The sequence below is a fragment of the Paenibacillus sanfengchensis genome (assembly GCF_036864765.1).
Taxonomy (GTDB): domain Bacteria; phylum Bacillota; class Bacilli; order Paenibacillales; family Paenibacillaceae; genus Fontibacillus; species Fontibacillus sanfengchensis.
On record NZ_JBAGJC010000017.1, the window covers coordinates 74,134 to 94,512 of the forward strand.

At 53.3% G+C, this 20,379-nt stretch carries 21 protein-coding genes; 17 read left to right on the top strand and 4 right to left on the bottom strand.

All coding sequences use genetic code 11. The annotated features are described in order from the left end of the window. The first annotated feature begins 17 nt into the window (after positions 1-17). From wecB to V4U84_RS23780, 11 genes are all read left to right on the top strand, one after another. On the top strand, positions 18-1,109 hold the full coding sequence (gene wecB, locus V4U84_RS23730; RefSeq protein ID WP_334075761.1) for a non-hydrolyzing UDP-N-acetylglucosamine 2-epimerase: 1,092 nt from the start codon (positions 18-20) through the stop codon (positions 1,107-1,109). Further along, positions 1,102-2,088 (top strand): polysaccharide biosynthesis protein, encoded by a 987-nt coding sequence (locus V4U84_RS23735; protein ID WP_334075760.1) that lies wholly within the window; start codon positions 1,102-1,104, stop codon positions 2,086-2,088. Before wecB ends, V4U84_RS23735 begins: the two co-directional genes overlap by 8 nt. Next, complete coding sequence (locus tag V4U84_RS23740; RefSeq protein ID WP_334075759.1) at positions 2,085-2,930, top strand: dTDP-4-dehydrorhamnose reductase family protein; 846 nt, start codon at positions 2,085-2,087, stop codon at positions 2,928-2,930. The genes V4U84_RS23735 and V4U84_RS23740 overlap by 4 nt, the downstream gene beginning before the upstream one ends. Further along, positions 2,894-3,832, top strand: coding sequence for an NAD-dependent epimerase/dehydratase family protein (locus V4U84_RS23745; protein WP_334075758.1), 939 nt, complete (start codon positions 2,894-2,896; stop codon positions 3,830-3,832). The genes V4U84_RS23740 and V4U84_RS23745 overlap by 37 nt, the downstream gene beginning before the upstream one ends. Before the next feature lies 1 nt (position 3,833). Continuing rightward, a complete protein-coding gene (locus V4U84_RS23750) occupies positions 3,834-4,550 on the top strand; it encodes a glycosyltransferase (RefSeq protein ID WP_334075757.1) in 717 nt (238 codons plus the stop codon). Positions 4,551-4,672: 122 nt separating this feature from the next. Next, complete coding sequence (locus V4U84_RS23755) at positions 4,673-5,122, top strand: hypothetical protein (RefSeq protein WP_334075756.1); 450 nt, start codon at positions 4,673-4,675, stop codon at positions 5,120-5,122. 172 nt (positions 5,123-5,294) lie between these two features. Then, on the top strand, positions 5,295-5,729 hold the full coding sequence (locus tag V4U84_RS23760) for a hypothetical protein (RefSeq protein WP_334075755.1): 435 nt from the start codon (positions 5,295-5,297) through the stop codon (positions 5,727-5,729). Between the two features lie 120 nt (positions 5,730-5,849). Continuing rightward, complete coding sequence (locus tag V4U84_RS23765) at positions 5,850-7,337, top strand: glycosyltransferase family 4 protein (RefSeq protein ID WP_334075754.1); 1,488 nt, start codon at positions 5,850-5,852, stop codon at positions 7,335-7,337. Positions 7,338-7,555: 218 nt separating this feature from the next. Beyond that, positions 7,556-7,891: a hypothetical protein gene (locus V4U84_RS23770; RefSeq protein WP_334075753.1), complete on the top strand. Its 336-nt coding sequence runs from the start codon at positions 7,556-7,558 to the stop codon at positions 7,889-7,891. 15 nt (positions 7,892-7,906) lie between these two features. After that, positions 7,907-8,980, top strand: coding sequence for a glycosyltransferase family 4 protein (locus V4U84_RS23775; RefSeq protein WP_334075752.1), 1,074 nt, complete (start codon positions 7,907-7,909; stop codon positions 8,978-8,980). 19 nt (positions 8,981-8,999) lie between these two features. After that, positions 9,000-9,386 carry a hypothetical protein gene (locus tag V4U84_RS23780; protein WP_334075751.1) on the top strand — a complete coding sequence of 129 codons (387 nt, stop codon included), beginning with the start codon at positions 9,000-9,002 and terminating at the stop codon, positions 9,384-9,386. A 58-nt stretch (positions 9,387-9,444) separates the two neighbouring features. Here V4U84_RS23780 and V4U84_RS23785 read toward each other — a convergent pair whose 3' ends face one another. Then, a complete protein-coding gene (locus V4U84_RS23785; RefSeq protein ID WP_334075750.1) occupies positions 9,445-10,371 on the bottom strand; it encodes an NAD-dependent epimerase/dehydratase family protein in 927 nt (308 codons plus the stop codon). A 169-nt stretch (positions 10,372-10,540) separates the two neighbouring features. On the opposite strand from V4U84_RS23785, the gene V4U84_RS23790 reads away from it, so the two are divergent. Next, positions 10,541-11,641, top strand: a complete 1,101-nt coding sequence (locus tag V4U84_RS23790; protein ID WP_334075749.1) for a YhcN/YlaJ family sporulation lipoprotein — start codon at positions 10,541-10,543, stop codon at positions 11,639-11,641. 65 nt (positions 11,642-11,706) lie between these two features. Here the strand turns inward: V4U84_RS23790 and nagA are convergent, their stop codons facing one another. The 3 genes from nagA to V4U84_RS23805 are packed head-to-tail and all read right to left on the bottom strand — an operon-like array spanning position 11,707 to position 14,478. Continuing rightward, on the bottom strand, positions 11,707-12,885 hold the full coding sequence (nagA, locus tag V4U84_RS23795; protein ID WP_334075748.1) for an N-acetylglucosamine-6-phosphate deacetylase: 1,179 nt from the start codon (positions 12,883-12,885) through the stop codon (positions 11,707-11,709). Then, positions 12,885-13,613, bottom strand: coding sequence for a glucosamine-6-phosphate deaminase (gene nagB / locus V4U84_RS23800; protein ID WP_334075747.1), 729 nt, complete (start codon positions 13,611-13,613; stop codon positions 12,885-12,887). Before nagB ends, nagA begins: the two co-directional genes overlap by 1 nt. Then, positions 13,606-14,478, bottom strand: a complete 873-nt coding sequence (locus tag V4U84_RS23805; protein ID WP_334075746.1) for a MurR/RpiR family transcriptional regulator — start codon at positions 14,476-14,478, stop codon at positions 13,606-13,608. The genes nagB and V4U84_RS23805 overlap by 8 nt, the downstream gene beginning before the upstream one ends. Before the next feature lie 199 nt (positions 14,479-14,677). On the opposite strand from V4U84_RS23805, the gene V4U84_RS23810 reads away from it, so the two are divergent. The 5 genes from V4U84_RS23810 to V4U84_RS23830 all read left to right on the top strand — a co-directional run. Next, positions 14,678-15,127 carry a MarR family winged helix-turn-helix transcriptional regulator gene (locus tag V4U84_RS23810; RefSeq protein WP_334075745.1) on the top strand — a complete coding sequence of 150 codons (450 nt, stop codon included), beginning with the start codon at positions 14,678-14,680 and terminating at the stop codon, positions 15,125-15,127. A 95-nt stretch (positions 15,128-15,222) separates the two neighbouring features. Continuing rightward, entirely contained in the window at positions 15,223-15,660 is a 438-nt protein-coding gene (locus V4U84_RS23815) for a DUF1801 domain-containing protein (RefSeq protein WP_334075744.1), read from the top strand. A gap of 202 nt (positions 15,661-15,862) precedes the next feature. Beyond that, positions 15,863-16,084 carry a helix-turn-helix domain-containing protein gene (locus tag V4U84_RS23820; protein ID WP_263639291.1) on the top strand — a complete coding sequence of 74 codons (222 nt, stop codon included), beginning with the start codon at positions 15,863-15,865 and terminating at the stop codon, positions 16,082-16,084. A gap of 333 nt (positions 16,085-16,417) precedes the next feature. Beyond that, on the top strand, positions 16,418-18,238 hold the full coding sequence (locus tag V4U84_RS23825; protein ID WP_334075743.1) for a motility associated factor glycosyltransferase family protein: 1,821 nt from the start codon (positions 16,418-16,420) through the stop codon (positions 18,236-18,238). 11 nt (positions 18,239-18,249) lie between these two features. Further along, positions 18,250-20,379, top strand: a 2,130-nt coding sequence (locus tag V4U84_RS23830; RefSeq protein WP_334075742.1) for an Ig-like domain-containing domain, incomplete at its 3' end; no start/stop codon positions are given.

Below are 20,379 nucleotides of genomic sequence, written 5' to 3' on the forward strand. Positions count from 1 at the left end.
AGGGGGTGGGAATTAAGGTGAAGGTCTTGACGATCCTGGGGACGCGTCCGGAAATCATCCGCTTAAGCCTGATTATTCCCTTGCTGGACCGGTATGCGAGCAAACATGTTCTGGTTCATACGGGCCAAAACTTTACGGCCAGCCTGAGCGGTATTTTTTTTGAGCAGCTCGGTCTCCGTTCGCCCGATTATGTTTTGCAGGACCGCCAGGCTTCGCTCGGCGGGCAACTGGCGGCGATGTTCTCCCAAGTGGAACGCATTTTGCAGCAGGAGCAGCCGGACCGTGTGCTGGTCCTGGGCGATACGAACAGCGCCTTGTGCGCCATCCTTGCGGAACGGATGGGCTATCCTGTCGTGCATATGGAGGCGGGCAACCGCTGCTTTGATTTGGAAGTGCCGGAGGAGAAGAACCGGAAAATTATCGATGCGATCTCCTCTATAAATATGCCATATACAGCCCAAAGCAAAAGCCATTTGATCGCCGAGGGCTATCCGAGCCGAAACATCGTACTGACCGGCAATCCGATTTACGAAGTGATGCGCCATTACGAGAAAAAAATCGCAAGCAGCGACATTTTGGAGCTTTTGAACCTCAGGCCCGGCGACTACTTCCTGGTGACGACCCACCGGGCGGAGAACGTGGATCGGCCGGAGCATTTACGCGAAATCATGTCCGGCTTAAATAAGGTGGCCGAGACTTACGGGCGGAGGCTTATATGCAGCATCCATCCCCGCACCCGCTCCAAAATCGCAAGCGATTTGCGGATGGAAATGCATCCGCTCGTTGAATTTCACGAGCCCTTCGGCTTTTTTGACTTCGTCCGGCTGGAGGAGCAGGCTTCCTGCGCTTTGACCGACAGCGGCACGGTGCAGGAGGAATGCTGCATCATGCAGGTTCCGACGGTCACCTTGCGCAGGACGACCGAACGTCCCGAGACCGTGGACTGCGGAAGCAACATCGTTTCCGGTCTGGATGCCGAGCGTATCGCCCGGTCGGTGGCGCTCATGACGGAGATGGATCGGAAGTGGGAATGTCCGGAGGGATACCTGGCGGAAAAGGTGTCGGAGAAGGTTGTTAAATTTCTGCTTGGAGGGAAACGGCATGTTTGAGAATAAACGTATTTTGGTAACCGGGGGTACCGGTTCCTGGGGACATGAGTTAATTACGCAACTGCTTCCGCAGCAGCCCCGGGAGGTGATCGTCTTTTCCCGGAACGAGTCCACTCAAGTAGCGATGAGCCGCCAATTTGAAGATGACCGGTTGAAGTTCTGCATCGGGGATATTCGCGACAAAGAGGCGCTCATCCAGGCCTCCCAGGGCGTGGATTACGTGTTTCATCTCGCGGCCTTGAAGCATGTGCCGGTGTGCGAGGATCAGCCTTACGAAGCCTTGAAAACGAATGTCATCGGGACGCAAAACGTGATTGAAGCCGCGATTGCCAATGAAGTGGATAAGGTGATCTACATCTCTACGGATAAGGCGGCGAATCCGTCCAACTTTTACGGAATGACCAAAGCGATCGGGGAGAAGCTGATCGTTTACGCCAACCTGCTCCGCAGCAAAACCCGCTTTGTCACCGTACGCGGCGGCAACGTGCTCGGTACGAACGGCAGCGTGGTCCATCTGTTCAAGAGTCAGATCCGTCAAAAGGGGCAGGTCACGATTACGGATATGAAAATGACCCGCTTCTTCCTGACGCTCCGCGACGCGATATCGCTCTTGTTTAAAGCTTCCGTGGAAAGCGTCGGCGGCGAGATTTTCGTGATGACGATGCCGACTTGCCGGATTGTGGACCTGGCGGAGGTACTGATCGAGGATTCGGGTGTGCTGGGTGTGAAGATTACGGAAAGCGGCATTCGGCCCGGGGAGAAAATTCATGAGATTCTGATGAGCGATTTCGAAAGTATGACGACTGTTGTTTACGATGACGCCTATCTGGTCATTTTGCCGACGCTGAACATCCCGGGCTTGCGGGAGCATTACCGCCATTGTTCTCCGGTTTCTTTCAGCAGCTTCAGCTCGGAGCATAATCTCATGTCCAAAGAGGATATCCGGGGCATTTTGCGGCGCGGGGGGTTCCTGTCATGAAGCTGCTTGTTGTCGGGGGGAACGGAATGGCCGGCCACGTGCTGGTAGACTATTTCCGGCGCCAGGGACGACACCACGTGTTTTATACGAGCCGGGATCCGAAGGATCCCCAAGGGCTCTACCTGGATGCGGCCGACAGCTTTATGGTGGAAAAAGTAGTCGAAACCGTCCGTCCGGATATCGTAATTAATGCGGTAGGGGTGCTCAACCAGTTTGCCGAGCGGGATAAAATCAACGCCTACCATATCAACGGTTTTCTGCCGCACCGCCTGCAGCGGGCGGCGGACTTGACGGGCGCCCGGCTGATTCATATCAGCACCGATTGCGTTTTTGAGGGAACGCGGGGCGCCTACAACGAGGAGGATGAGCCGGACGGCCGCAGCGTGTATGCCGTAACGAAAGCGCTCGGGGAAATCCGGGCGCCCGGCCATTTAACGATCCGGACCTCGATTATCGGTCCGGAAATCCGGACCCGGCGCATCGGGCTCATGAACTGGTTCATGAGTTCAAGCGGCGAGGTGTCCGGGTATACGCGTGTCATGTGGAACGGGGTTACCACACTGGAGCTGGCGAAGGCGGTCGATGCGGTGATGGATTCGTCCCTCTCCGGGCTGATTCACCTGGCCCAACCGGCCCCGGTCAGCAAGCATGATCTGCTTTTGTTGATCCGGGAGACCTGGAATCTTAAGCATATCACCGTCGTTCCAAGCGATACGCCCGTCCAGGATCGGACGCTGGTATCGACCCGCACCGATTGGACCTACCAAGTCCCTCCTTACCGGGAGATGCTGAAGGAGTTGGAGAGATGGATGAGAGAACGCAAGTACTGCGCGGCAAGCTGATTCTCATCACGGGCGCCTCGGGATTTACCGGACAACATGCCTGCCGCTACTTTTCTTCCATAGGCATGAGGGTGGCCGCGGTGGTGCGGGAGGATCCCGGGCAGGCGAACCAGGGCGGGGTCACCTACCACCGCTGCGACCTGCTATCGTCCGAACAGGTTCGGGAAACGGTGAGCCGGATCGGGCCGGATTACGTTTTGCATTTGGGAGGCAAAAATTCCGTGCCGGAGTCATGGAAAGACCCGATTCTTTACATGGAATCCAACGTGCTCCCCGTTTTGTATTTACTCGACGCGCTGCGGGATCATCCCGATTGCCGTACGCTTTTGGTGGGATCGCGGTTATCCGGGCCGCCGATTTCTTCTTCCTATCGTCCCCACCATCCTTACGGGCTGAGCAAAAGTTTGCAGAAGCTGGTCGCGCTGTCCTGGAAAGAGCTGTTCGGCCAGAACGTCATTCTGGCCGAACCCGGCAATTTGATGGGCCCCGGCCGTTCGACGGGCTTCTGCTCGCTGCTGGGCGGCCGCATCGCGCAGGAGGAAAGAGGAGGGGGGAATCCCCCTTTTCGCGTCTCCTCCCGGCAAGAACGCAGGGATTTCCTGGATGTCCGGGACGCCGTAAGGGCCTATGCCTTTTTGCTGGCTCATGGTTCAAGCGGGGAAATCTATCAGGTTTGCTCGGGAAAGCCCAGAACGCTCGAAGAAGTGACGAACATGATGATAAGCCTTTCAGGCAGCGGGATGGCGGTGGAATGGGGGGATAGCCCGACGGCCGATTCCACGGCCGAGGCGATCAAGCCGGAGTATCTGGAAAGGATAGGATGGGCCCCCCTCTTCTCCCTCCGGACTTCCCTGGAAGATATAATCCAATACTGCCGGGATACGGAGGAAGGAGGAGAATGAGATGCTTCCCGTAGTTACCATCGTCATTCCTTTCTACAATTGTGCCTATATCGATCAGGCTATACAGAGCGCGCTGAACCAAACTTATAAGCCTTTGGAAATCATCGTGGTGGATGACGGTTCCACCCGGCATGTCGACCGTCTTGCCCCCTATCTTTCTTCCATCAGTTATTTGGGGAAAGCGAATGGTGGCACGGCCACGGCGCTGAACCACGGCATCCGGCATGCTTCAGGCGAATATATCGCCTGGCTCAGCTCGGATGATTTGTTCTACCCGGATAAAGTTGCTCGTCAAGTAGCATTTATGAGAGAGCAGCGCGCACGAATTTCACATACGAATTTTAATTATATCGATCAAGCCGGAAAAGTGACTGAGTATCATGTTTCTCCGGGTTTCAAGGCTATGACCGATTTCTACCGCAGTTTTTTGAATGCGAATCCTGTTAACGGATGCACGGTGATGGTGAAGAAGGAGTTGTTTCAGGCGATCGGCTTGTTTGACGAAGGGCTTCCTTATACGCATGACCTTGATTTTTGGATTAGGGCGATTAAGAGCGGCACGTGCTTTCCGTTCTTGAACGAAACGCTGACAGCCTACCGCTGGCACGATGCTATGGGGACGCTGCGGCATCAAGAGAAGGTCATGCCGGAGTACTTGAGCACGCAAAGCCGTTTTAGAGAAGCGATAATTCAGCTATTGTCACGAACGGATATATAGCAGTCTATCAAATCAAGAAGTTAATCTACCTCCTTTCGCCCCTTTTGCTATTCTTAGAGAATTCGTCCAACCCTTTTCTAGCACACTGCATAGAATAGGACTAGAAAGGAGGTAGAAAACAAATGCCAAACTTTTTAGTAGACAGTCAGCTTTCTCAGAACGCTTCGTTCGCGAATGCCATTTCAGAACCGGCGTCAACGACGCCGGCGCTGTTCGGCACGCTCGGGTTGGACACGTCGGAGGCAGGCCCCAACCTGCGTGTCCATTTCAGCGCTACCGTTACGCTGAGCGCCACCATCGCCATTCTTGTCCCTGTAACGATCACGATCAACCGAGTTATAGGTGGTGTTTCGACAACGGTCTATACGGCCACCAAAACGTTGCCGGTCGGAACGCTGCTGCTGACGACGGATGTCATTACGATTAGTGGTATCGACATCCCGCCGGCTGCTGATTTCATTAGCTATCGAGCTTTTGTCAGCATTCCAGCGGGCTTGGCCGTCATCCCGAACCGGGTTGGTCCGGAAAGCTTCCAGGCTGTGGCCTATTCCGACTTGCCGACCCCTGTTTAACGCATTCCCCAAAGAACCGCCGGGATCTTGATCCCGGCGGTTCTCCGTTTAATTAGGGAAGGAATCGCGAATCTATTCTATTAAACAGCCTCTTTTTCGCTATACGGAAAGTCGTCCAAGCATCGTCTCTCTATCAGCATAATATAGCATTATGAAAGGAGGTAGAATGTTAATGCCAAATCAATTTCTCGATGCAAAGGTAGCTGTCAACTCAACGGGCGGTACCGCAGTCACTACGACACCGGCCATTTTCGGTACTCTCGGTTTGGATACTTCCGACGCGGGTCCCGACCTGGAAATCCAGTTCTCCGCCATGGTGACGATCTCCGTTGCAAGTGCCGCACCCACCGATGTAACAATTACGATTAACCGGATTTCGTCGCTGGGAACAGTGCCGATTTACACGGTTACGGAAGGCTTCCCGAATATCACAGCCGAAGGCGGGCAATTTGCCTTCACGATTACCGGAGCCGATTACCAGCCGCCGAATCCCGATGGATTCCTGATTTACCAGGCGGTTGTTTCCGTGGATAGCACGACGGCTACGCCGACTCGCGTAGGTCCGGAAAGTCTGATCGCCGCCGCTTATTCCGAGCCCGCTGCTTAACCTCTTGTCCAATTCCCGACTTTCTCTTATGCCGGTCCCTATCAAGGGGGCCGGTTTTTTCTGCGATTTTTCGCCGGGGAAGGCCAATGACGTGACCGTGGGTTCACGGTGGGAAATATATTGTACTATCGCATAAATTCACTTAAGTCGCGCTCTGCCGGAAGGCTGATCGCCCGGGAAGGAGAAGGCATGAGAATCCTGCTTGCAACTTATTGGCTCGTCCCGCATGTGGGCGGAGTCTGGAAATTTATGATGCAGGTCAAGCAGCACCTGGAGGAGCTTGGCCATGAAGTCGATTTAATGGGGAACAGCCCGGATTATAGCAAATACCATGTTTGGAACCGGGGCAAAGAGCTCTCCAAATCGGAACTCCGCCCTCTGTTGGTTGCCAAGCTGGACAAAAACAAAGCCCCCTTGCTTCATGCGCAAAGTCCCATCGATTTCTATGAGCTGGATCGCTATATGATGGAGCTGTCGGCTGCCTACTTTGGCTTGGACCAATACGATGTGATTCATACTCAGGATATATTTTCCGCCAGGGCGCTTGCCAGGGTCAAGCCGCCGCACATTCCCCTGATCGCTCATCTTCATGGGTCGGTAGCCGCGGAATTAAAAAACCATTTCATTCAGAACCCGCATTTGAATGTGAATGCAGGCTCGCCGGCCTGGAGGTATTTTGAGATCATGGAGCATTATGGAGCGATGTCCGGAGATCTGGCGATTACCGCCAACCATGTGCAGCGAAACAAGTTGATCCATGAATACTGGGTCCCCGCTTCACGAATCGCCGCCTTTCAATACGGACTGGATGCCGAGGCTTTCCGGCAGAGTGTGATGCGCGGAACCTCCATCAGACGCCCCGAAAGAAAGAAAGTGATTATTTTTCCGGCGCGTCTGACCGCGGTAAAAGGCATCGACGTGCTCATTTCGGCGCTGGGAATCCTGAAGTCCGCACGGAGAGATTGGGTTTGCTGGATCGTGGGAGAAGGGGAGAAGCGCAAGGAATTGGAGGAGCAAGTCGCCGCGCTGCAGTTGCGGGAAGACGTCCGTTTTCTGGGAGAACGGGATGATGTGCCCGCACTGCTTGCGATCTCCGATATATTTGTCCATTCGTGCATCCAGGATAATCAGCCGTTTTCGGTAATGGAGGCGCAGATGGCGGGACTGGCGGTGTGCGTTTCGGACGCAGGGGGACTGCCGGAGATGGTGGAACACGGGAAGACCGGCTTGATCTCGCCGGTAAACGATCCCGCTAACCTGGCCTCCCAGTTGTCGCTTCTGCTGGAAAATGAAGCCCTCCGCAGGGAACTTGGAAGAAACGCACAGACCTGGGGGAATGTCCATTGGTCGATGAATGAAATGATTCAAAGACTGCTGTCCGTCTATCATTTGGCGCTAATTGAACCTATCCATAAGCGGACGGAGAAAGCTGCAAGCCCTCCTATCAATTCTCATAAAGTAAGCGGCGATCTATACAACCGGATTTTTGCGGTCCCCTCCGCTCATCCTGAAATTTTGGTCGATTCCGCGGTGTGGAACCGGATCCTGGAGAATCTTCCACAAAAGTATACACTCTACGATTCGGAGGTTTTGGAGCTCACCCGCTAAATCTTTGAGCGAAAAACCCCAGTCTGAACCCGTCATCAGGGACAGCCTGGGGGTTTACTTTCCACTGGCACTCCGAAGTCGTTCTATTAAATCCCCGCATCCGAAGAAGAGTTACGCCTCTGAAGAAAAGGTTGTACCCGGGCGGGACGGAGCCCTTCCCTTTGAAGAGGAAAAGCATAACATGGCTTATAGAAGCACATCTGCATTGGAGGGCTGGCATGTCTACTTTAAGAATCAAGGCGATGGAAAACGGAAAAATCGATTCTCGATATATTCAAGCTGTTGACATATCTTTGACCAATTTGGGAGGGGACAGCTTTGAATTTTTACTGTTGGGATATGCGCCGCAAGGGCTGATTCACCGTGGGCTTTATCATTTGGGGCAGGGAGATACCGTGACGATTCCGACGATCAAGACCCGATATGCTCCCTTTGAAATCCTCGTGGTCACCAACGCGTTGGATTATCACACGACCGCTTTGACCATGTTCGCCCGAAACCAGCAAGAAACCGTGGCCATCTTTACTCAGGATGATGCGATACGGGAAACTTAACATCAGGGAGGTGGGATGGTGAAGGTGCTGTTCGTTTTTTACGTACCCAGCGGCGGCGTCCATTCCTTAAACCGTCAGCGTTGCCTCGCCCTGCGTCGAAACGGGATCCAGGCGGACTGCCTGTATTACGACTGGGGGGCGGGATTTCAAAGCCTGGAGGATTTTCCGGTCTACTTGACCCGGGATGACCAAGAAACCGCGCATATTCTTCGGTCAAGAAACTATGACTTTATCGTCGTGACTTCGGACTATACTTGTTTTGAGCGTTTCAGAAAATTGGGTTACAACGGGAAAATGGCGCTGGAAATTCAAGGATACGGCCCGCCGGAGCTGGCTCGTCACAGGCTGACGGAGGGAGCTTCGTCGATCCAGCCCCATGCTTCCGCCCTGATCAACCCCAATACGCCTCATATCGCTTTTTTATTGCAGGAAATGTATCCGGCAATCCCGTTGTTCCAATTTAACAACTGCTTTGATTATGAGCGGTTCACTTATCGGGAGCAGGCGGGTCGTCATATGGATTCGCCGATCATGGCCTGGCTGGGTCGAATTGAAGACAACAAAAACTGGCGGGAATTTTTGTATATCGGGTATTCACTCCTGAAGCATTATCCCAAGCTCAAGCTTTGGATGTTCGAAGATTCCAATTTAGCCAATCCGGAGGAAAGGGGACAGTTCGACCGCATTGTGGAGCTTTTGCAATTGAGTCCCCGGTTGATCCTCCGCTCCAATGTGCCTAATGATCATATGATGCATTACTTTTCACAGATCGGAGATTCCGGCGGATTCCTGTGCTCTACCTCGAAAGCGGAAGGCTCCCCGTTGGCCATTTTGGAAGCGATGAGCTGCAGGTGCCCCGTCCTGGCGGCGGATTGTGACGGCGTGTTTGCCTCCGTTGTTCACAATGTCACCGGCAAGAACTATAAACTGGGGGATGTCGACCATGCGGTCAGGGAAGCCATCGAACTGATGGATAACGGCCCGCTTCGTCAAAATATCCAAGCGGCCGCGTTGCTGCATGTGCAGACGGAGTTTAACGCGGAGGTATACTGCCGGAATTTTATCGGTATGCTCGACCAAATTCTTTAAGGAAGGAGGGGAACGGTCTTTGAAATATACGCATAAAGTAGGGACGGCAGCCGGAACCTTTCCGCCCTTTTTGGTGGGCAAGGAGGAAATTGTGTTAACTTCGGTGACTTTGATGAGCATCTCGCCCGGCGACCGGGTTACTCTAAGGCTGGATGTGGGGTGGAAGAAGCCGGTTCAATGGGATAAGGGGGAAATCGAGCTGAGGATTCGCAAGGATACCCACGATGGTTCCGTGATCTATCGGACGCTGGAAACTTGTCTTGAAAAAGCCTACACGATGGAGATAGTGACGGAAACCGGGAGCGTCCCGGTTCAGCACTTCTATTTGACCGCGTGTTCCCCGGACAGCAGGGCCATCATTACAGGGCCGTACTCGCTTCAAGGGTCGGTATTCCCCGTAAGCTGATACCAAAAGGCTGACTCCCGCAGAATCGCGACAGTCAGCCTTTTGGTATGTTTACGGATTATAAAGAGGGCAAAGCGGGCCAGTTCGCGTAGGTTTCCGCGAGGCCTTCCTCAATCGCGTATGAGGGCTTCCAGTGTAAGTCGTTGCGTGCCTTAAGATTGGATAGGCAGCTGTGCCGGATATCTCCCGGTTTCCCCGCTTGGTACAGCACCTCGACTTCTTCGGGATGCAGCTCATGCAGATACGCAATCAGTTGATTCAGCGAAGTCTTTTTTCCGGTGCTCACATGGATGGTGTCCCGCGACCCGTGTTCCGCCGCAGCGAGAATGGCCTCCGCGACATCCCGAACATAAACGAAGTCCCTCGTTTGTTCTCCGTCTCCGAAAATGGGAAGAGGAAGCCCTTTTTTAAGCCGGTCCATAAATATGGCAACCACACCGCCCTCTCCCTTTATGGTTTGTCCGGGCCCGTACACATTGGCAAACCTCAAGATGGTGTAGGGGATGCCGTAAAATTTGTCATAGAGCCTGATGTATTGTTCCGCGGTCCATTTGGACAGCCCGTAAAAAGAAATCGGCTTCACCGGATCGAGTTCGGTCAGCACCTCTTTGGCAAGGTCTCCGTATACACCGGAAGTGGAAGCGAAAATGAACTTGCTCACCTTGTTTTCCCGGCAAGCCTCCAACAGGTTCAAGGTGCCGGCCACATTAACATCGGCATCGAAAAACGGCCGGTCGATGGATTGCCGGACATCAATCTGGGCCGCCAGGTGGACCAGCAAATCCGGCTTTGATTCCCGGATGATTTCCCGGGTGCGTTCGCTTTGGATATCCGCGACATGAAGCGTTGCCTGCTCCGGCACGTTTTTCCTTTGCCCCGTGCTTAAGTTATCGATGACAATGACCTTCAAGTTTTGGCGGATTAGCCGGTTGACGAGATGCGAACCGATAAATCCCGCTCCGCCGGTAACGACTGCGGTCTTCAATTCCCATGGCCTCCCTTGAATGAGCGCATAATACGTATCGTATGAACGAAGGTTAAATTTGGCATGGGACAACAGAGGAGATCGGGTAAGTTTACCTGTATTCCGGAGAACCCGGAGGTGCATCCTAAGTCCTGTTCATCATAATTTTATATGGATAGGGGATGACTTCATGCGAGGAGCCAAAATCGTAAGCTTGTCATTATCCGCTGCAATGATCGCCGGTATGGTGGGGATAACGGGCTGCGGGAACCGAACGGACAATAACAATGTCCGGACTCAGGGCCTGCGTCAGCAAAATGCGCGCAACTTTGACGTGAACTCCCTGCCTGAGGGCAACCGAAACTTTTCCCGCAGCGCCGGTAACGGTCAGAGTGAGCGGATTAAATCGCTCCGATACAGTCCTGCTTTGAGCAACAAGGTAGCCCAGCTTCGGGACGTGCAGACGGCCCACGTTGTAGTCACCGACCGTGATGCGTATGTGGCGCTTACAATGCACGGTGCAAGTAACGCCGGCGGCCTTGGCGGCAACATGACCGGCATGTCCACGGGCATGTCGACCGGTATCGGCGGCAACCGGGGAACCGCGAATATGGGCGGGCCTTACGGTGCCGATTACGGAACCCGCGGCGCCGGGGACAATGGCCTGGCTTTGGGATTGACGGGCCGTTCGGGGACCGCCGGCAGCCTGTTCGATATGACCCGGGGCAACGGATTGATGGACGGCACTACCGGAACCGGGATGCGCGGCACGAACGGAAACATGGGATTGAACGACATGAACGGAGCGGGTACGCCTGGAACGGCGGGGACCGGAGGATATGGAAGTATGGGGATGGGCGGATACGGATCGGGGGCTGGCCGGATGAGCGGATTCGGAACGGGAACCGGTACCGGTACGTTTAACGGGTTGGGCAACGGTACCGAAGCCGGCCAGGTGACGGACAATGTACCGCAGCGCCTCAAAGACAAAATATCGGAAACCGTCAAAAGAACAGCCCCTCATATCCGCAACGTCTACGTTTCGGGCAACTCCGATTTCGTGACGCAGGTCGGGAATTACGCCACCCAATCCCGCGACGGGGGAACGGGAGATACGCTGAGAGGATATATTGCTGATTTTGAGAACATGATCAACCGGATCTTTCCGGGACGTGCCGGCACGATGACCGGGCCGAACGGGTATGCGCCTACGACGCCTAACGGATTTACCGGCGGTGCGAACCGCGGCGGGATGAATACGGGCGGCTTCTCCGGCGGGGTCACAAGGTAACTGGCGATTTAAAGCAAAAGCGTGGCCTGCGGGAAAAGATATCCCTTGCGGCCACGCTTTTAAACTTATTCTTTGAACTTACGTCCCTCGACCCAGACCTGTTGAAGTTCAAGCTCCCGGTCCAGCAGAAGCAGATCGCCGAGCTTTCCGGTTTCGATCGACCCGGTAAGGTGGTCGATTCGAATCAGTTTGGCCGGGTTAAAACTGGCGGCTTCCGAGGCTTCCTCAACGGAAAGCCCGATTTCCCGGACGAGATGCCGGAACCCGCGGATCATCGTCAAGGTGCTGCCGGCCAGCGTTCCCTCGCTGTCACGCAGCGTACAAACATGATCCTTGACGACAACGGGCAAATCGCCCAGTTTATATTCGCCGTCGCCGAGACCTGCCGCGGACATCGCGTCCGTAATCAGGATCAGATTATGGTTCTTTTTTACGCTGGCAAGCAGTTGGATTCCGGCTTTATGCACATGAATACCATCGGCGATGATCTCCCCGCTGATGGCGGGAGAGCTGAGGATCGCCCCGACTACGCCGGGTTTGCGGTGATGCAGCGGCGTCATCGCATTGAACGTGTGCACGGCGTGATGCAGTCCGACTTCAACGGCAGCCATCATTTCCTCGTAGGTCGCGTCAGTATGACCCGCCGCCGCGACGATTCCTTTTTTGCGTAAAAACCGGATCAAGTCATGGGCTCCCTCACGCTCCGGAGCAAAAGTAACCTGTTTGATCAATCCCGGGTACCGCTCCTCCCAGGCCTCGATCCACTCGGCGTTTGGCGGAACGATATGTGCGGGATTTTGCGCCCCCGGCCATTTCGGACTGATAAAGGGGCCTTCCAAATGGACGCCTGCCAGTTTGGCATAAGGCATTCCGTTTTCGATGTAGCGCTGAACCTCCTCCAGCACCTGTTCGATGACCGGCTTCGGTAACGTCATCGTCGTGGCCAGCATCGAGGTCGTTCCCTGGCTGCAATGAAGCTTGGTGATCGCGTCGAAGGCTTCTTGTCCCGGTTCGGAAAAATCATGCAGCATGCCGCCGTGGACATGGACGTCTATGAAGCCGGGCAGGACGAAGCCGCCTTGGGCATCGACCACTTCCACGGAGCCGGGGGTTTCCGCGGGCGCGCCGGCGGTCGAGCCGACGTAGGTGATGACGCCGTCCTTGACGGTGACGGCTCCATCGGATATGCGCCCTCGGGGCGTTACGATGTTAGCATGGATGATTTGCACCGCTCCCGGCCGCATCAGAGCAGCCCTCCCGCAGCTTGGTCAAGCACCACGACGACATTGGGGTGTGTCTGGAGCAGCGAGGCGGGGCATTTGGTGGTGATCGGTCCGCGCAGCGCCCGGGCCACGACCTCCGCTTTATCGGCTCCCTTGGCCATCAGCAAAATTTGCTTGGCCTGCAAAATGGTACCGATCCCCATCGTGATCGCATGGGTCGGTACTTCATCGATCGAAGGAAAATACCGGGCATTGGCCTGGCGGGTTCTTTCCTCCAGCTTGACGATATGCGTCGGCCCGGTCAATTCCTCGGCAGGTTCGTTAAAGCCGATATGGCCGTTATGCCCCAAGCCGAGCAGTTGAAGATCGATTTGCCCGGCCTGTTCCAGCAGCCGGTTATACCCTGCGGCCGCCTGTTCGGGATCGGACGAGCTTCCGGAGGGAACATGGGTATTTTCCGGCAGGATATCGATGTGATTGAACAGCTTTTCGTTCATAAACCGGCGATAGCTTTCCGGATGCTGCTCATCGAGCCCGATATATTCATCCAGGTTAAAACTGCTGGCCTGCTTGAAGCTGACCACGCCCTCCCGGTAAAGCTCGATCAATTTGCCGTACACTCCGACCGGGGTGCTCCCTGTAGCGAGTCCCAGAATGGCCCGGGGATTCGATTGAAGCAGACTGGCGATAATGCCGGCCCCGGTTTCATTGAACTGCAGTTCGTCTTTTACCTTGATAATGTTAAGCATGCGTATTGCCCTCCCTTTGTTTTCTGTATATTTGCACGTTCTGGTAAGAAGTTTCCAGCTTCGGAATGAAATCTTCAAATTCCATGCTTACCATTCCCGTAAATAAAATATCAATCACATGCAGCTGCGCGATTCGCGAAGCCATGTCTCCCCGGCGCATACCTTCTTCCAAAGATGAGGAGAATAACGATATGTCGGCCAGGGAGGCGAGCGGATTGCTCCCATACTGGGTCAGCGATACCGTCAAAGCCCCGCTGTCTTTGGCGCAGCGAAGGGCATCGATCGTCTCCGGCGTTTCGCCGCTGTAGGAGACGGCAAAAGCGATATCGCCGCTCCCGAGTGAGGAAGCGGAGGTAATCTGCATATGGGAATCGGCGAACGCCGTGGCGTGCTTCCCGATCCGCACCAGCTTCTGATAAAAATCCTGAGCGATGATCGATGAGGTAGCGACGCCGTAAAGGTCGATGCGTCCGGCCCGGCAAAGGGCGTCGATGGCGCGGCGCAGCTCGTTCATGTCGAGAAGGCGCGTCGTATCTGTGATGGAGGCCAGATGGTTGGCTTCCATCGCCTGCACGATTTTGTGCAGGTCGTTTCCCGCGATCACATCCTGATACTGGGCCTGCGAAGGCTGATGCGCCAGTTCCCCGGCCAACTTCATTTTAAAATCGGGAAATCCTTTAAAATGAAATGTTTTGCAGAATCGGGTCACCGTTGAGGGGCTGATTCCACAGGTATAAGCCAGCTCAGTGATGCCGAGGTGGATGACGGAGGCCGGTGATTTTAAAATATATTCCCCCAGCCGTCTTTCCTGGGGAGGCAGCGTTTCCAAATGGTTGGAGAGCGCGTGCAGGATGGGTGTCTGCAAAAGGCGTCGCCTCTTTTCGGATATGAAAATTATTTTTGGTTATTATTATAAATCAATGAAAATTATTTCGATTTCATCATAATCGTTTCTCTGGCGGAAAGCAAGATTTTCCTGGAAACTCACAGATTTTCTTGTCATTTCATCGGGTGCATACTACACTGAGTGTAAGCATCAATGAACCGAAGAGGTGAAAGGGATAGTGGATTCTAATCTTGATGAATATATTGAGCGGCTCTTGTCCGCGTGGTCCAAAACGTTCCGCAAAATGCAAAGCCAGATTATGCACCACCGGGAATTGGGGCTGACCGGACCTCAATTTCATATGCTCGCGTTGATCGCCAAGAACAAAAACTGCAATGTCAGCTATTTGTCGGACAAGCTGGAGGTCAAGCCCAGCGCGATTACGGTGATGGCGGACCGTCTCGTTCAGAGCGGATACGTGGAGCGCAGGCATGATGACCAGGACCGGCGAGCGGTGCTGCTGTCAGTGACCGAACTCGGTGACGAGGTATACGAAGAGGCGAGAAAACGGTCGCGTAATGTGCTCAAATCGTATCTTTCGGGCCTGGAGCCTCATGAGCTCGAAGTGCTGATCGGCGTGATAGAGAAATTTGCCGGAGGAGACGAACCGGACGGCGAAGAGGCGTAAACCACAAACGGAATAGAGCGGCTTGCCTGGCTTTCGGCAAGCTTTTTTCATGCCGGAGATCGGCATGCCTATTGTTCCGGAGGAGGACATCGCGAATGTATGAACCAAAGACGAAGGAAACCGACCAGGATGTGCTGGAGTTTATTGAAAATGTGGAGCATCCGGGTAAACGTGAGGACGCCCTGAAGCTGTTGGCTATTTTTTCGGAAACGACCGGGTATCCGGCCAAAATGTGGGGGCCTTCCATCATCGGATTCGGCTCCTATCATTACAAGTACGCATCGGGACATGAAGGAGACGCGCCGCTCGTCGGCTTCTCGCCCAGGAAGTCCAAGATCAGCCTGTATTTTGCGACCGGGGATCCGGAGCGGGAACGGCTCTTGCAGCAATTCGGCAAGCATACCGCGGGGAAAGGATGCGTTTATATTAGTAAGGTGGCGGATATTCGTATAGAGATTCTGGAGGCTTTGATTCGCCAATCGGTTGATTTTCTCCGGAAGACCTATTCCCAGGCCCGGCCGGAAAAAGAGTAGTGCAGGCAGCGATTTCGTCATTCGTCGGGTGGAGAAGGAAGCAAAGGGGAGATCGTCCATTCCGAGCAGCGCGGATTTCCGCAGTGCTCCGCCCATTTTATCCGGTTACGGCACCGTTGCCTCCGTTTCTTCATAAGATGTGTTGACTGTATCCCTTAACCTTGTTAAACCATAAAACCCGAGCAAGGAGGGGTGACGCATTTTGAAGAGCAGCGATCGGAACAGCAATCTGTTAACACATCGTGAACGGGAGGTTTTCGAACTCCTCGTGCAGGATAAAACGACGCGCGACATTGCGGGCCAGCTGTTTATCAGCGAGAAAACCGTCCGGAACCATATTTCCAATGTTATGCAAAAGCTTAACGTCAAGGGTCGTGCGCAAGCGGTAGTCGAGCTGATCAAGCTTGGGGAGTTAAAAATCTGACGGTGATCCAAAAGGCCTCGCCCGGAAAACCGCAACCTTCTTTTTCGTCCCGCACTTTGCGGGAGGGAGAGGAGGTTTTTTTGTTTGGGGGGCGAGAAAGACCATTCAGGCAGCAGTCCATTGCCAACTGACTCGCCAAAATGATCACTAAAGACACTAGGCTTTCAGGGAAATAGTCTCTTATCGCTTTCTGTAAAATGAGTCGTTAAAAATAAGCGCGAAAAAGAAGGGATTTTTTCGAAATAGGTCGAAATTACCAAATGGGGTAAAGTCAAATTCAGCGAGTGAGTCAGTTTTACTGTTTTTATGGAATACAAAGGAGAATCACGGACGATGGAAATTAAACCTAAATACATAATTCAGCAGAGGTTTCCACACTTATTACAGTTGAAATCTAATGATGAAATTCAAATTCTCCCTGCGGGCAAGGGAGACTGCAATTTGATGATGGTTCATAAGGGTGTCGAAAACTATATGTACGACCAAGTGAGTCCCAAGGTAGAAATAGCGAATTGGATGACCCAATTTGAACATGTGATGAAGGAATCGCATGTCCTATTTTTTGGTGTAGGTCTTGGAGGTCATATCTCGGCATTTCGACGAAAGCATCCTGAGATTCCCTTTTCCGTGTTTGAGCCATGTCCAGGTATTATGTCTGCTTTCTTAGAGCATAGTTCTCCAAATGAGTGGGAGATTTTATCATCGGTTGATGAAATCATGTTGGGTGACCCGTTTGAGAAAGCCGCGCCGGCGCTTGCAGGGCTGATCGACCGCGTTTCCAGAATCCTGGTTGTCGTTTGGCCCGCCTATATGCGGATGTTTCCGAAAGAACTCGAGCAATTTAATAATACTCTTCGACAACTGGTGAATTATAAGCAACATAGAATCAAGGTCAATCAGTTCTATGAAAAAGAATGGGCCTTAAACAGCTTACATAATATGCCTTTTGTATTGAATACCCCCAATTTTCTGAAAAAGGGTGAGTCTCACCTTGAAGGCAAGCCCGTAGTCATCGTTTCCGCCGGGCCTTCACTGAATGATGAAATAGAGCATCTCCGAACGATTAAGGAGAAAGGGCTTGCCTATATTTTTTCGGTAGGTTCGGCCGTGAATGCATTAATAGAACATGGGATTTACCCGCATGCTACTTTCAGCTACGATCCAAATCCTTATAATGTTGATGTAATTAAGAAAATAATTGATAAACGGATAGATAAGATCCCTATCGTTTTTGGAAGTACGGTAGGCAGAAATACGCTGGATTCTTATCCGGGCCCCAAAATGCACGTTATTATTACCCAGGATGAAGTATCGATGCAATTGCTTCGCAGCAAATCCGGCGAAACGCCTCCTCTTATCAATGATGCTCCTTCAGTCGCAGTGATTGCGTTACAATGTATGATTCGTATGAAGGCGGGACTGATTATTCTGGTTGGGCAAAACTTGGCTTACCGCAACCGGAAGTACTATGCATCCGGAATAACGAATTCAACAGGCATTCCCTACGGGGAAGGAATGACCCAAATGGAAGGCGTAAACGGGGGGGAGGTCATCAGCAACCCGTCTTTTATAAAAATGAAGAGAGAAATGGAGTTTTACATTCATTCTAGTCCGGGGATTGAGTTTATTAATACAACCCGGGATGGCGCTCAAATTACAGGAACAAAATTCCTTCATCTGGATGAGGTTATCAAACTGAGGCTCCAAGCAAAAACAGTCGATGCCGCATGGATGTTCGACAACGCTTCTTCCGGTTACGATATAGCTCAGTTTAAGAGAAGCTTAGATAAACTACAGCGGGAGGGGGAGCTGTTTCAGCAGATTTTTGGACAACTGCAGCAGAAGTTGATGGAATTGGCTAATTGGGTTAAGTTTGGGCTGGATGAGAAGGTGAATGTGGCTTTGGCTGAGTTCGACGATCTATTTGCGGAGATGATAGGCAATCCGTACTTCAAGTTATACATATTACCGAGAAATCGGTCGGGTTACGAGTTTTTATACAGCAAGATGAATTCTATTAGAAATGAGCGCCAAGCTTTAAGTAGGGCTCAAAAAGTTGTTTTACATTTCGGGGATTTCGTGTGGAGCTGTCAGCAGGACTATGCGCAGTCCAAAGATATTATAAGTCGTTTTCATATTTCCAATAGGGGTTAGGAGACATAGTAATGGCCGGAAGAAAAAGAAAGCTGGAGAAAGTAGACCATATTATAAAAGTTACTTTGTTGACTACTCAAGTGATAAATTTGACAAGCCCATTTTATGCCAGCGCGAGTGGGAAGATAGAACAAGATCAAGCAAATCAATCTTACTCGGACCGCGCATTAACTGTTACGGACTCGACGTATGATTTACCTCATGACATCCCTCAAACTTTTTATATGATGTCGAGCGATCCGATGGAGCTTTTGCAAACACTCCCACACGGAAGCGGGGTTTCATTGACCCCCTTGCTTAGTTTGTTGTTCGATCAGGAACTGCGGCTTGGAACCGGAGAGATTACGGTATACCGGCTATCGGACGACCAGGTGGTGGAACGTCTGAGCGGCGGGAACGTGCGCTTGAGCGGAAGCGTGGCGATGATCAGTCTGACTCATCCGCTGGCGGACGACACTTCGTATTACGTCCAAGTGAGCTCGGGGATGTTCCAGGATGGAGCGGGGCAAGGGTTTGGCGGCATCTATGGACCCGGATTGTGGAGCTTCCGGACGGCGGACCAAACGGCCCCGCAGATGGTGAGCAAGAGTCCGGAAGGCAGTGGAGCGATTTCACTTTCAGGGCTGAGCATGACGTTTAACGAACCGGTGCAGTGGGGAACGGGTGACGTCATTGTACATGAAGCCTTGGATGGCCGTATAGCAAGACAAGTCCGCGTGTCGAGCGGTATGTTTACAACCGGCTACGGAACCTTGAATGGAGACAGAGCGGACCTGTATCTGGACGGCGGACTGGAAAGCGGAACATCGTACTACGTGGAAGTGACGCCGGGAACGCTTATGGACCACAGCGGCAACCCGTTTGCGGGCATCCTGGGGTCGAGCGAGTGGACGTTTACGACCTGGGATGAGGCCCCGTATTATACGAGCCTGTCGCCGCAAAGCAGCGGTGCGACATTACAGCCGGAACTGACCATTCTCTTTAGCGAAGCGATTCGGCTTGGGAGCGGAGAGATTACGGTGAACCGGAAATCGGACAACCAGGTGGTGGAACGTCTGAGCGGCGGGAACGTGCGTCTGAGCGGAAGCGTGGCGATGATCAGTTTGAATGGTCCGCTGGCGGATGACACTTCGTATTACGTCCAAGTGAGCTCGGGGATGTTCCGGGATGGAGCGGGGCAAGGGTTTGGCGGCATCTATGGACCCGGATTGTGGAGCTTCCGGACGGCGGACCAAACGGCCCCGCAGATGGTGAGCAAGAGTCCGGAAGGCAGCGGAGCGATGTTAGTTTCAGGGCTGAGCATGACGTTTAACGAACCGGTGCAGTGGGGAACGGGGGACGTCATTGTACGTGAGGCCCTGGATGGCCGCATAGCAAGACAAGTCCGCGTGTCGAGCGGTATGTTTACAACCGGCTACGGAACCTTGAATGGAGACAGAGCGGACCTGTATCTGGACGGCGGACTGGAAAGCGGAACATCGTACTACGTGGAAGTGACGCCGGGAACGCTTATGGACCACAGCGGCAACCCGTTTGCGGGCATCCTGGGGTCGAGCGAGTGGACGTTTACGACCTGGGATGAGGCCCCGTATTATACGAGCCTGTCGCCGCAAAGCAGCGGTGCGACATTACAGCCGGAACTGACCATTCTCTTTAGCGAAGCGATTCGGCTTGGGAGCGGAGAGATTACGGTGAACCGGAAATCGGACAACCAGGTGGTGGAACGTCTGAGCGGCGGGAACGTGCGTCTGAGCGGAAGCGTGGCGATGATCAGTTTGAATGGTCCGCTGGCGGATGACACTTCGTATTACGTCCAAGTGAGCTCGGGGATGTTCCGGGATGGAGCGGGGCAAGGGTTTGGCGGCATCTATGGACCCGGATTGTGGAGCTTCCGGACGGCGGACCAAACGGCCCCGCAGATGGTGAGCAAGAGTCCGGAAGGCAGCGGAGCGATGTTAGTTTCAGGGCTGAGCATGACGTTTAACGAACCGGTGCAGTGGGGAACGGGGGACGTCATTGTACGTGAGGCCCTGGATGGCCGCATAGCAAGACAAGTCCGCGTGTCGAGCGGTATGTTTACAACCGGCTACGGAACCTTGAATGGAGACAGAGCGGACCTGTATCTGGACGGCGGACTGGAA